This is a genomic window from Variovorax paradoxus (assembly GCF_902712855.1).
Taxonomy (GTDB): Bacteria; Pseudomonadota; Gammaproteobacteria; order Burkholderiales; family Burkholderiaceae_C; genus Variovorax; species Variovorax paradoxus_Q.
This window is the reverse complement of sequence record NZ_LR743507.1, coordinates 1,337,897-1,350,481: the sequence shown is the minus strand read 5'-3', so window position 1 is coordinate 1,350,481 and position 12,585 is coordinate 1,337,897. Positions and strand designations below refer to the sequence as shown.

The following is a 12,585-nucleotide window of genomic DNA, read 5'->3' as shown; positions in this document are numbered from 1 at the left end:
CGGCAACACCTGAATTGGAATTGCGTGCCGGAATAACGCGTCGATGTCTGGGGCCTTGCGTTTCACTTGAACTCGTCGACCGCCACGCCCAGCTTGCGCACTTTGTCATGCAGCGTCTGCCGTGCGATGCCCAGCGCGGCGGCGGTGGCCGGCTGGTCGCCGCGCTGGCGGCGCAGCTCCTCGACGATCACCGCGCGCTCGAACGATTCCACCTGCTGCGGCAGCCCGCGCGGCAGGGCCGGCACGCCGTCCGCACCGCCGCCTCCACCGCCACGCGCCTGCGTGAGCCGCTCGCCCAGCAGGCCCAGCACGAAGCGGTCGGCCACGTTGCGCAGCTCGCGCACGTTGCCGGGCCATGCATAGGCCATCAGGTCGGCCAGCTGCGCGTTGCTCAGCAGCGGCGCGGGGCGCTCGTAGCGGCTGGCGGCCTGCAGCGTGAAGTGCTCGAACAGCAGCGGAATGTCCTCGCGCCGCTCGCGCAGCGGCGGCAGCTCGATGAAGGCGACGCCCAGGCGGTAGTAGAGGTCGGCCCGGAACTGCTTGCGGTCGCTCATGTCCTTCAGGTCTTCCTTGCTCGCGGCCACCACGCGGCAATCGAAGGGAATGGTCTTGTTGGAGCCGATGCGCTCGATGCTGCGCTCCTGCAGCGCGCGCAGCAGCTTGATCTGCACCGCCATCGGCATGCTCTCGATCTCGTCGAGGAACAGCGTGCCGCCGCTGGCGTATTCGAACTTGCCGACGCGCGCGCGGTTGGCGCCGGTGAAGGCACCGGCCTCGTGGCCGAACAGTTCGCTCTCGGCCAGCGCCTCGGGCAGGCCGCCGCAGTTGAGCGGCACGAAATGCTGGCGCCGGCGCGCGCTGTGGTCGTGCAGGCAGCGCGCCACCAGTTCCTTGCCGGTGCCGGTCTCGCCGTAGACCAGCACATCGGCCGAGGTCTCGGCGAGCGTCTTCACGGTCTGGCGCACCTGCTGCATCTGGGCCGAGCGCCCGATCAGCACCGACTGGATGCCCTGCCAGTTCTCCAGCGCCTCGCGCAGCGCGCGCACCTGCAGCGTGAGCTGGCGCCGCTCGATGGCGCGGCGCACGGTGGCCACCAGCCGGTCGGAGCTGAAGGGTTTCTCGATGAAGTCGTAGGCGCCTTCGCGCATGGCCTGGACGGCCATGGCGATGTGGCCGTGGCCGGTGACGAGGATCACCGGCAGTTCCGGGTCGGTCTCGTGCAGCTCGGGCAGCCACTCGGTGCCGCTCAGGCCGGGCAGGCGCACGTCGCTGATGACGATGGCGGGCACGCCGCTGCCGATGTGCGCACGCGCGCGCTCGGCGCTGGGAAAGGACTCGACCTCGAACCCGGCCAGGGTCAGCACCTGGGTGGTGCTGGCGCGGACGTCTTCGTCGTCCTCGACCAGCAGCACCCGGACGGCGGGGGCTTCGCTCACGTGGGGATCACTCCTGTTGTGCGGTGGAAAGGGGAGCATGCGCCGCAGCGGGCGCATCCGGCGGGCCGTACACCGCGGCCGGGGCCGCGGGCAGGTCGACCACGAAGCATGCCCCGCCGGTCTCCAGGTTGGCCGCGCGCAGCGTGCCGTCCATGGCCCGCACCAATTGTGCCGAGATGACGAGCCCCAGCCCCAGGCCCGACCCGGCGGGCTTGCGGGTCACGAAGGGCTCGAACAGCCGCGGCAGGATGTCGGGGTGGATGCCGGGGCCGGTGTCGCGCACGTCGAGCATCACGCGGGCGTCTGCGCCGCTGCCCTTCTGCCGCGCCTCCAGCCGCAGTGTGCGCAGCGGTGCGTCCTGCATCGCGTCGATGGCGTTGCGCATCAGATTGGCGAGCACGCTGCCGAGCGCGGCCTCCTCGGCCACCACACCGAGCCCGGCGGGCTGCACATCGACCTCGATCGTCACGCGCTGCCTGCGCGCGGCGTCGGCCACGATCGCCTGCGCATCGGCAATGGCCTGCGCCACCGGCAGCGGCGCCACCGGAAGCTCGCTCTTGTGCGCGAAGGTCTTGAGCTGCGTCGTCAGCCGCGCGAGCCGGTCGACCATGTTGCGGATGCGCTCGAGGTTGCCGCGCACGTCGTCGAGCCGGTTGCGCTCGAGCAGGATGCCGGCGCTCTCCGACAGCGTGCGCATGGCGGTGAGCGGCTGGTTGAGCTCGTGCACCACGCCGGCCGACATCTGGCCCAGCGCAGCCATCTTGCCGGCGTGCACCAGCTCGCCCTGCGCGGCGCGCAGCTGCGCGGTGCGCGCCACCACGGTCGATTCGAGCGTGTCGTGCGCCGCCTGCAGCGCCGCCTGGTTGGCCAGCTTCTGGCGCACCGCGCGGCGCCGCTGCCACAGCGCCACGGCCACGAGCAGCAGCACCGCCATGGCCAGCGTGGCGGTGATGGCCGCGTTGCGCGCCGCCAGCCGCACCGGCGCGAGGTCGTCGAACACCACCAGCTGCCACGGCGCGCCGCGCAGGGTGCGGGCCGAGGCGAGCTGGTCGCGGCCGTCGAGCGAGATCACCTGCACGTCGCGGTCGAGCGATTCCTTCTGCCGCCATTGCAGCGGCTGCAGGCTGGCCTCGCCGTAGGGACGCGAGCGCTGCACCTCGGCGCGCTGCTGCGCGTCCAGCGGCAGCAGCGGGCGGAATTTCAGTTCCTCGCGCGTGGCGAGGATGACCACGCCGCGCTGGTCGATCAGCGCCACGTCGCCGGGCAGCTTGCGCCAGGCGCGCTCGGCGTCCTCCAGGTTGACCTTCACCGCCACCACGCCGCGCTGCGGCTGGCCGCGCCGCAGCGCATACGACAGGTAGTAGCCGGGGCGCTTGCTGGTGATGCCCACGCCGTAGAAACGGCCGCGTCCCTGCCCCAGCGCGTCGATCACGTAGGGGCGGAACGACAGGTCCTGGCCCAGCGTGGTGCCGGGCTTGTCCCAGTCGGACGCGGCCAGCGAGGTGCCCGAGGCGTCGAGCACGTAGAGCATCTCGGCGCCTGCGGTGGCGTTGACGCCGTCGAGGTAGCGGTTGACCGCGTCGCGCAGGTGCGTGTCGGTGGGCGTGCCGAGCAGCGCCGGCACGATGGGCGTCATCTCGAGCAGCGCGGGCAGGTAGTCGAAGCGCGCGAGGTCGGCGTCGAGGCCGGTGGCCAGCATGTCGAGCCGGTGCTCGGCCGCCTCGCGCAGGCGCGCCAGGCCGGCCTGCATGGCGAGCTGGTGGCCGCAGAAGGCGGCCACCGCCACCAGCGCCAGCGCGCCGGACCAGCGCGTCAGCCCGCGCCAGCCCCGCGGAGGTTCGGCGGGTACGTCGCTGCGGCGGACCGGCTCCCTTGAAATCATGGGAGCGTTATTGCACAAGGCCCGGCTGCCCGCATCGGTGGCAGCCCGATGACCCCGCGCGGCCTGCCTGCGCAGGCCGGAAAGCGCAGGCTCAGGCCTGGCGCGGCATGTGCGCGTCGGTGGCGTCGAGCACGCGTTCGGGCTCGTCGGCCTCGGCCGCGCTTTCCTGGTTCAGGTGCTGGTGCATGCGCATGGTGTCGAGGTCGCCGGTCCACTTGGCCACCACAATGGTGGCCACGCCGTTGCCGATGAGGTTGGTCAGCGCGCGCGCCTCGGACATGAAGCGGTCGATGCCGAGGATGAGCGCGAGCCCCGCCACCGGCACGTGGCCCACGGCCGACAGCGTGGCCGCCAGCACGATGAAGCCGCTGCCGGTGACGCCGGCCGCGCCCTTCGAGGTCAGCAGCAGCACGGCCAGCAGCGTGAGCTGCTGCGTGAGCGTCATGTCGGTGTTGGTGGCCTGCGCGATGAACACGGCCGCCATCGTCAGGTAGATCGAGGTGCCGTCGAGGTTGAACGAGTAGCCCGTGGGGATCACCAGGCCGACCACCGATTTCTTCGCGCCCAGGTTCTCCATCTTGGCCATCATGCGCGGCAGCACCGATTCGCTGGACGACGTGCCCAGCACGATCAGCAGCTCTTCCTTGATGTACCTGACGAACTTCCAGATGCTGAAGCCGTGGAAGCGCGCGATGAGCCCCAGCACCACGAAGATGAACAGCAGGCAGGTGGCATAGAACGTGGCCATGAGCTGGCCGAGCTGCACGAGCGAGCTCACGCCGTACTTGCCGATGGTGAAGGCCATGGCGCCGAAGGCGCCGATGGGCGCCAGCTTCATGATGTAGCCCACGATCACGAACAGCACGTGCGAGCCCTTCTCGATCACGTCGAACACCAGCGTGCCGCGGCCGCCGAAGCGGTGCAGCGCGAAGCCGAACAGCACCGCGATCAGCAGCACCTGCAGGATCTCGCCCTTAGCGAAGGCGTCGACCACCGTGTTGGGAATGATGTTCAGGATGAAGTCGGTGGTGCCCTGCATCTTTCCCGGGCCGGTGTAGGCCGCGATGCCCTTGGTGTCGAGCTGCGTCACGTCGACGTTCATGCCCGCGCCGGGCCGCACGATGTTGATGATGACCAGGCCCACCACCAGCGCGACGCTGCTGACGATCTCGAAGTACAGCAGCGCCAGGCCGCCGGTCTTGCCGACCTTCTTCATGTCCTCCATGCCGGCGATGCCCACCACCACCGTGCAGAAGATGATCGGCGCGATGATCATCTTGATCAGCTTGATGAAGCCGTCGCCCAGCGGTTTCATCGAGGCGCCGGTGTCGGGCCAGAAGTGCCCCAGGAGCACCCCCAGCACGATGGCGGTGATGACCTGGAAGTACAGGGACTTGTAGAAGGGTTGGGGTACGGGTAGGTGTTGCACGGTGGCGCTCATCGGTATGTCTCCAGTCGCAGGGCCGGGCCCCGCATCGGGGGATGCGGCCGGGCTGGAAACTGAGCAATCGATATGCCACCGCCCAAAAGGTCCGGCGGGCGCGCTAAGTCGTTGATTTCATGCGCTTTGCATGCGCGGCCCCTGGCCCGGCCCGCCGACGATCCGGATGGCGCGCGCGGCCGCCGTCCGATCCGCCGGACCAATGCCCGAGGGGAAACCCTAGGTAAGCGGCCGCTGTCAGACTCGCCGCATGAACGTCAACGTGGACAAGGCCGACGGCGAGGGCAGCGCCTCGCGGCGCATCGCCCTCACCGTGGCGGCCGCCTTCTTCATGGAGTCGCTGGACGCCACCGTGATCGTCACGGCACTGCCGGCCATCGGCGCGGGCTTCGGCATCGGCGCGCTGGACGCGAGCCTGGCGGTCACGGTCTACCTCATCGCCATGGCGGCGCTGGTGCCGGCCGCCGGCTGGTGCGCCGCGCGCTTCGGTGCGCGGCGGGTGTTCGCGCTGGCGGTGGGCACCTTCACCGTGGCCTCTCTGCTGTGCGGGCTGGCGCCCAGCTTCCACGCGCTGGTGGCCGCCCGGCTGCTGCAGGGCGCGGCGGCGGCGTTCATGTCGCCGGTGGGCCGGCTGGTGGTGCTGCGCGAGACGCCAAGGCACCGGCTGATCGAGGCCATCGGCACCATCACCTGGCCGGGCCTCATCGCACCGGTGCTGGGGCCGCCGCTGGGCGGACTCATCGCCACGCACGCGTCGTGGCGCTGGATCTTCCTGCTCAACGTGCCGCTGGGGCTGATCGGGCTGCTGCTGATCCTGCGGCTCTTTCCGCGCCGCACCGACGTGGCCCGCACCCGCTTCGACGCCCCGGGCTTCGTGCTCACCGCGGTGGCGCTGGCCGCGCTGGTCGAGGGCCTCACGCGCCTGGGCGGCGCGCACCCCGGCTCGCCCGCCACGCTGGGCCTGCTGGCCACCGGCGCCGTGGCCGCGGCCGCCGCGGTACGGCATGCGCGCCGGGCCGCGGCGCCCATGCTCGACCTGCGCGCGCTGGGCGTGCCGACCTATGCCATCGCCACCGCCACGGCCGGCTTCGTCTCGCGCGTGGCGATCAACGCCTCGCCCTTCCTGCTGCCGCTGATGTTCCAGATCGGCTTCGGCATGACGCCCTTCCAGGCCGGCGCGATGCTGCTGGTCTACATGGGCGGCAACCTCGTGATGAAGAGCGCCACCACCGCCGTGCTGCGCCGCTTCGGCTTCCGCCGCGTGCTGACGGTGAACGGCGCGCTCTGTGCCGCGCTGCTGCTCGCCTGCGGCCTGCTCTCGCCCGGCGACCCGCTGCCGGCGATGTGCGTGCTGCTGTTCGTGGCGGGCATGACGCGCTCGATGAACTACACCGCCATCAACACCCTGGCCTTCGCCGACGTGCCCGACACCGCGCGCGCCGGCGCGAGCACGCTGGGCACCATGCTGCAGCAGGTGTCGCTCGCGCTCGGCGTGGCGCTGGGCGCGATGGTGCTCGGCGCCTCCCGGGCGCTGCGCGGTGCGCCGGCCGTGCAGCTGGTGGACTTCCGCCATGCCTGGTACGCGGTGGCCGCGCTGATGGCGATCGCCACGCTGATGTGCCTGCGGCTGGAGCCCGAGGCCGGGCTGGCGGTGTCGAGCAGGCAGTGACAATCCGCGCCATGGACGCCTTGCTTTTCACCGCCCGCAAGATCGACTGCCACTGCCACCTGTTCGACCCGGCCGCCTTCCCGTACGCGCCGGGCGTGTTCTACGAACCCGCGGGCGGCGAGATCGCCACCGCCGCGTACTTCAAGGAAGTGATGGACGCCTACGGCGTGCGCCATGCGCTGCTGGTGGGCCCCAACTCGGGCTACGGCGAAGACAACCGCTGCATGCTCGACGCGATCCGCCACGGCCAGGGCCGCTTCAAGGGCATCGCGGTGGTGGGCAACAACGCATCGAAGGCACAGCTGCAGGAGCTGCAGGCGCAGGGCGTGGTGGGCGTCGCGTTCAACATGGCGCTGCTCGGCCTCGACCACTACGCCGGCGCGGACGCGCTGTGGGAGCGGCTCGCGGGGCTGGGCCTGTGCGCGCAGATCCAGGTCGAGGGCGACCAGATGGCCGCGCTGGCACCGCGCCTGCTCGGCAGCGGCGCGCAGATCGTGGTCGACCACCATGGCCGCCCCGACGTGGCGCGCGGCCTCTCGGCCCCCGGCTTCCAGGCCCTGCTCGGCATGGCCGGCAGCGGCCGCTGCGCGGTGAAGCTCTCGGGCTACGACAAGTTCTCGCGCGAAGCGCTGCCGTGCGACGACGCGCGGCCATTCACCCGGGCGCTGCTCGACGCCTTCGGCCCGGCGAACTGCCTCTGGGGTTCCGACTGGCCGCACGTGCGCGCCACGCGGCGGCTGGACTACGGCACCCTGCTGGCCACGTTCGCGCGCAGCGTGCCAGCGCCGGCCGATCGCCAGGCGATCCTGTTCGACACGCCGGCGCGGCTGTTCGGCTTCGGCACCGAGGCGGCCGCATGAATCCGCACACACCTGGAGAAGCAGACATGGCACTTCACATCGGCGTGGTGGGCTGCTCGGCCGAAGGCGCGGCGCTGTGCTACCGCACCATCTGCACCGAAGCCGGCGCCCTGCTGGGCGTGCCGCATGCGCATCCCGAGGTGTCGATGCACACGCATTCGCTGGCCGCCTACGTGGACTGCCTCGATCGCGGCGACCTCGAAGGCGTGGCGCAACTGATGCTGTCGTCGGCAGGCAAGCTGGCCGCGGCGGGCGCGCAGCTGCTGGTGTGCCCCGACAACACCATCCACCAGGCGATGCACCTGGTGCTGCCGCGCTCGCCGCTGCCGTGGCTGCACATCGCGCAGGTGGTGGCGGACGAGGCCGCGTCGCGCGGCTTCCGCCGCGTCGGCGTGCTCGGCACGCGCTGGCTGGTCGACAGCGAGGTCTATCCGCAGGCGCTCTCCGCGGCGGGGCTGGAGGCGGTGAAGCCCGACGCACCGGAGCGCGCCGAGCTGGGCCGCATCATCATGGACGAGCTGGTGCGCGGCGTGACGCTGCCCGCATCGACCGCCGCGCTGCAACGCATGATCGAAGGCCTGAAGGCGCGCGGCTGCGACGCCGTCGCGCTGGGCTGCACCGAGCTGCCGCTGGTGCTGCACGACGGCAACTCGGCACTGCCCACCCTCGACTCCACGCGCCTCCTCGCGCGTGCCGCGCTGCGGCGCGCCATGGCCGCCGCCTGAAGCGCCGCTGGCGCAGGCGCACCGAAGGGCTTCAGCGCGCGCCGCTCAGCAGCCGCGCCTCGCTGCACAGGCGCGCGCCGAAGTCTTCGCTGCGCGCCTCGAAGCCGTAGGCCGCCGCGCGGCGCAGCGCGAACGCGGTCACGTCGCGCATGTAGGTGCGCCCCGGCTTGCGGCCGGCCGCGGCGCGGGCCTCGAAGTCGGCCTGGAAGTCGCGGGCCCATTCCTCGTAGAGGCGGTAGCGGTCGTGCTGGCCGTTCGGGCACTCCGCCGCCGCCAGCGCCTGCGCGATGTCGACCAGCGGAACCGTCATGGCGATGTGGCGTCGTTCGGGCATGGCGGCTGCGTTCAGAACTTGCCGAGCACGTTCAGGAACCAGCCCTTGCTGCGGTAGCTCATGTCGGTGAGGTTGTCGGAGTAGTCGGTGAAGTTGTAGCCCACGCCCACCTTCAGGTTCTCGTTGACGTGGTAGTACGCGGCGGTGACCCAGCCGTTCTTGCGGTCCTGCAGCTCCTTGGCGCGCAGCGAGCGCCACTCGAGCATCCAGTCCCAGTTGCGCACCAGCTTCCAGTCGACGCGCAGCACCGCGAGTTCGGCCGAGCTCTTGAACCACGGCGACGAGTTGTCGCGGCTGGCGCGCAGCTCGCCGCGGCGCCAGGCATATTTGCCGCCCAGCGTCCAGCGCTCGCTGAGGTCCCAGGTGGCGTCGATGGCAAACACATGGCTGCGCTGCTGGTAGTCGATGCCGGTGGTCGAGACGGTGCCGAGCGTGGAGTCGACACCGCCCGACACCACCTGCCCCGGCGACGACAGGTCGTACAGGTAGGTGTACTTGAAGAGCAGGTTCAGCCGGTCGTTCAGCGCGGGGCGCAGCGCGTAGCCGAGCATGGCTTCGGTGTACTTGGCCGCGGCCAGCGTGCCGGTGGTGCTGTCGCTGTCGGCCCAGTTGAATTTGCCGATCCAGCGCGCGTCGTCGTCCACCTTCCAGCTGAAGGAGTTCTTCACGAGCCAGCTGGTGCGGGTCTCGGCGGTGGTGCGGTCCTTGCGGTACTCGAGGCCGCCGCTGTACTTCAGCCGTTCGCTCGAATAGCCGGTGGTGAACGCCACCGCCTCGCGGCGCGTGGCGCCGAGCGTCTCGGCGCCGATCCAGCCGTTCTCGAAGTTCACGCCGAAGGTCCAGCGCGTGTCGGGCGCGTACTGCACGCCGTAGGCATGCGTGAGGCCCGGCTGCGTGCCGGTGGCCTGGCGGTGCTCGGTGAACAGCGTGAGGCCGTCGCCCACGCGAGAGCGCACGCCGGTCACGAGGCTGCCGCCGCGGCCGATGAGGTTCTCGTCGGTGCGGCCGGTGTCCGCCACGTAGGTCATGTAGAGGCTGGAGCGGTCGTCGTACTGGTAGTCGACGCCGGCCTTGCCGGCCAGGCCGCCGTCGCCGGTGGACAGCTCGCCGCGCAGCGCGAGCTTGTCGTTGATGCGGTAGCGCCCGCCCAGGCCCAGCCGGTCGTTCTCCAGCCGCGTGCCGGTGCGCCGCAGCGTCTTCTGCGCGAAGCCGTAGGCGCTCCAGCTGTCGCTGCCGGTGTACTCGAGCTGCACGGTGGCGTCGGCGCGCTCGCCCGACACCGCCTGCGTGGTCGGCAGCGACGGGCTGGTGATGAGCGCGTCGCCGGTCTTGTCGTCGTAGCGCATGCCCAGGCCGAGCTTCCAGCTCGGCGACAGGGCCACGGCGTACTGCGCGTCGAGCACGCTGCTGTTGTAGCCGTCGCGCTCGTCGCGGCGGTCGGCCTTCAGGCGCAGCTCGCCGTTCTCTCCCTTCTCGCCGAAGGGCACGGTGGCCTGCACGCCCACCTGGCGCGTGGCGTTGCTGGCGTACTGGCCGGGCGCGGAGAAGCCCGCGTCGCGCGACTGCGCATAGGCGCTCACGCGCCCGCCGCCGCGGATGTCGAAGTCGCCAAGGTCGGCCTGGCCTTCGAGGCGCCAGGCGTTGGCGTTGCCGGTGGGTCCGTTGCCGAGGCCGCTGGTCAGCGCGCCGTTGCGGCCGGTGAAGCTGAAGCCGCCGTCCGTCGAGTCGAGCTGGCTCGTGCCAGGCCCCTTGCTGCGCGCGAACTCGCCCTTGAAGTAGGTGTTCTCGGTCTTGCGCAGCGTGATGTCGGCGCCGGCCAGGCGCTGGTCGCCGCCGATCTGGTCCTGCCGCGACGCGGTGACGCCCACGCCCACGTGGTCGTTGGCCCACCACGACACGCGGCCGCCCACCGCGAGCGTGTCGAGCGAGGTGGCCAGCGGCGTGTATTCGTAGTCCACCACCAGGTAGGTCGGCATGCCGGTGAGCCCGCCGGCGCGCACCAGCGAGCCGTCGTCCGAGAGGCTGGGCAGCGGTGCGGACAGCAGCACGCGGCCCTGCAGGTAGTCGATCTCGTAGTCGGAACTCGGCACGAGCTGCGTGCGCTTGAGCACGAAGCCGGAGTCGCGGTCGCGGATCTCGAGCGACACGCGCTCGGCGCCGCGCGTGATGTCCTGGTTGCGCAGGTAGTACAGCGAGCCGCCGGTGCCGCGGAACTCCTCGCGCGCGGCCAGCGTGCCCGGCTCGGCCGCGAAGGCGTCGATCTTCAGGCGCGCCTCGCCGAAGGCGGTCGATTCCTCGCCCAGGTAGCGGCCGTGGAAACCGTAGAGGCCGCGGCTCACGCGGGTGAGTTCGGTGTCGCCGAAGTTGAGCTTGAAGTTGCCCCACATCGCCTGCGAGCGCCCGTCGTCCACGCGCAGGTAGAAGCGGCCCTGCGTGGGCGCGTCCTCGACGGTGGTGGAGTCGTCGCCGAAGGTGCTCCACGAGTCCTCGGGATCGAAGCGCCGGAACAGCGAGGTCGGGTCCTTGCGGTCGAGGTTGCGGAACAGCTCCTTCAGCGGACGTTCCTCGGTGTCGACGCTGGCGGTGAGGGTCCAGCGGTCGTTCAGCTGGCCCTTGGCGTAGCCGGCGATGCGGCCTTCGCTCCAGCCTCCGCCGCCGTAGCGGTTCTTGTCGTTGGTCATGATCGCGGCCGGGCCGCTCACGCTGTTGCTGCCCACCGTCAGGTCGGCCTGGCCGACGAAGAACCAGTCGCTGGTGGGCAGGTCGAAGTCGCGGCGGTAGGCGCGCGTGGCGCCCTGCGCGTCGGTGACGGCGATCTCGCCGGTCTGCACGCGGCGCGGCACCAGCTGCTGGAACACGAAGCGGCCGCTCTCGTCGACCGGCACCGCGAAGCCGAGCGCCCGCACGCTCTCGCCGGGCCGGATGGCCGCGCCGCTGGCGGTGACGGTGCCCGCGCTCAACGGGATGTTGGCGATGGCGATGTTGTTGTTGCCGTAGCCGCGCAGCAGCTCGCGCGCCGCATCGGGCGGCGTGCCGGTCTCGGGCTTGTGGCGCTTCGCGAGCGTGAGCGACAGGTCGTCGGTCTCGTCGAAGCGGCCCTGGCGGTCGTACACGCGCACGCGGTAGTACAGCTTGCCGGTGGCGCCCTCGGCGAGGCGCTCCGCCAGGCCCTCGGGCACCTGCCACTCGCCGCGCAGGCCGGCGTCCAGCGGCACGGTCGACAGCAGGCGGCGCTGCATCACGTCGTTGGCGGTGTACACGCGCAGCTCGGCCTTGGCGGTGAACAGCAGGTAGTTGCTGTAGCCGGCGAAACGCACGGTGTCGCCCGCCACCACGGTGGTGGGCCAGGCGCTGGCGCTGAGGCGGCGCGGCTGCGAGAGGTTGTCGTACTGCAGGCGCAGCTGGTTGCGCTCGAGCTGCACGTCGACGCAGCGCTGGCGGTCGGCGCTGGTGGTGCCGGCGGCGCCGTCGCCCGTGACCAGCTCGCCGTCCACGCTCAGGCGCAGCGGCGCGGCGTCGGTACCGAAGGCGGTGAAGGTGCGGCAGATGCCGGGCTCGGCGGCGGGCGCCACGGCGGCCGTGGCAACCGGTGCGTCGCGCCAGAACACGCGCACTTCCACGCGCCGGTTGGCGGCCCAGTTGGCGGGGTCGGCGGCGGGCACGGCCACGGGTGCGTCGGGGCCGCGCGAGGTGGCGGAGGCGGCCGCTTCGGGCAGGCCCAGGCGCTGCGTGAGGTAGCGCGCGGCCTGCTGCGCGCGGGCCAGGCCCAGCGCATGGTTGTCGGCGAAGCGCTCGCGCGACCTGGCGCTCAGCGGCTGCGTGTCGGTGTGGCCGACGATCTCGAAGCGCAGGCCCGCATGGCCCTTCACCTGGTCGGCGATCCGGTCGAGCTGCGCACGGTCGGCAGGCGCGAGGCTGTCGGTGCCGGAACCGAAATGCGGGGTGCCGGCGTCGCTGTGTTCGGCAAGCACAGCAGGTGCGGCCACGGCCGCGGCTGGAGCGGCAGCCACCGGCGCGCGATCGTCGCCGAGCACGAAGGTGGCCTTGGGCAACTCGCGCTCGCTGCTGCGCGGCAGGTGGCGCGCGCCATCGATCTCCACCGCGCGCGGATCGGCGGCGGCGCGGTCGAGCATGCGGCCGCGCACGGCGTCGTGCTGCGGCGCCGCGTCCTGCGCGGCGGCCATGCCCATGCTCAGGCAGGCGGCGGTGACGGCGCCCGCCAGGGTCATGCGCTGGGG

At 71.6% G+C, this 12,585-nt stretch carries 8 protein-coding genes; 3 read left to right on the top strand and 5 right to left on the bottom strand.

Going from position 1 to position 12,585, the window contains the following annotated elements:
- Positions 1 to 62: 62 nt before the first annotated feature.
- The 3 genes from AACL56_RS06110 to AACL56_RS06100 form a co-directional block, all read right to left on the bottom strand.
- On the bottom strand, positions 63 to 1,436 hold the full coding sequence (locus tag AACL56_RS06110) for a sigma-54-dependent transcriptional regulator (RefSeq protein WP_339088929.1): 1,374 nt from the start codon (positions 1,434 to 1,436) through the stop codon (positions 63 to 65).
- A gap of 7 nt (positions 1,437 to 1,443) precedes the next feature.
- Positions 1,444 to 3,318: a sensor histidine kinase gene (locus tag AACL56_RS06105; protein WP_339088928.1), complete on the bottom strand. Its 1,875-nt coding sequence runs from the start codon at positions 3,316 to 3,318 to the stop codon at positions 1,444 to 1,446.
- Positions 3,319 to 3,409: 91 nt separating this feature from the next.
- Positions 3,410 to 4,759: a dicarboxylate/amino acid:cation symporter gene (locus tag AACL56_RS06100; protein WP_339088927.1), complete on the bottom strand. Its 1,350-nt coding sequence runs from the start codon at positions 4,757 to 4,759 to the stop codon at positions 3,410 to 3,412.
- A gap of 250 nt (positions 4,760 to 5,009) precedes the next feature.
- Between AACL56_RS06100 and AACL56_RS06095 the strand changes: the two genes are divergently transcribed.
- The 3 genes from AACL56_RS06095 to AACL56_RS06085 are packed head-to-tail and all read left to right on the top strand — an operon-like array spanning position 5,010 to position 8,013.
- Positions 5,010 to 6,428, top strand: coding sequence for an MFS transporter (locus AACL56_RS06095; RefSeq protein WP_339088926.1), 1,419 nt, complete (start codon positions 5,010 to 5,012; stop codon positions 6,426 to 6,428).
- Positions 6,429 to 6,439: 11 nt separating this feature from the next.
- Positions 6,440 to 7,288, top strand: coding sequence for an amidohydrolase family protein (locus AACL56_RS06090; RefSeq protein WP_339088925.1), 849 nt, complete (start codon positions 6,440 to 6,442; stop codon positions 7,286 to 7,288).
- A 26-nt stretch (positions 7,289 to 7,314) separates the two neighbouring features.
- Positions 7,315 to 8,013 carry an aspartate/glutamate racemase family protein gene (locus tag AACL56_RS06085; protein WP_339088924.1) on the top strand — a complete coding sequence of 233 codons (699 nt, stop codon included), beginning with the start codon at positions 7,315 to 7,317 and terminating at the stop codon, positions 8,011 to 8,013.
- 31 nt (positions 8,014 to 8,044) lie between these two features.
- Here AACL56_RS06085 and AACL56_RS06080 read toward each other — a convergent pair whose 3' ends face one another.
- Positions 8,045 to 8,347, bottom strand: coding sequence for a hypothetical protein (locus tag AACL56_RS06080; protein WP_339088923.1), 303 nt, complete (start codon positions 8,345 to 8,347; stop codon positions 8,045 to 8,047).
- 11 nt (positions 8,348 to 8,358) lie between these two features.
- Positions 8,359 to 12,576, bottom strand: a complete 4,218-nt coding sequence (locus AACL56_RS06075) for an OmpA family protein (RefSeq protein WP_339088922.1) — start codon at positions 12,574 to 12,576, stop codon at positions 8,359 to 8,361.
- Positions 12,577 to 12,585 lie beyond the last annotated feature (9 nt).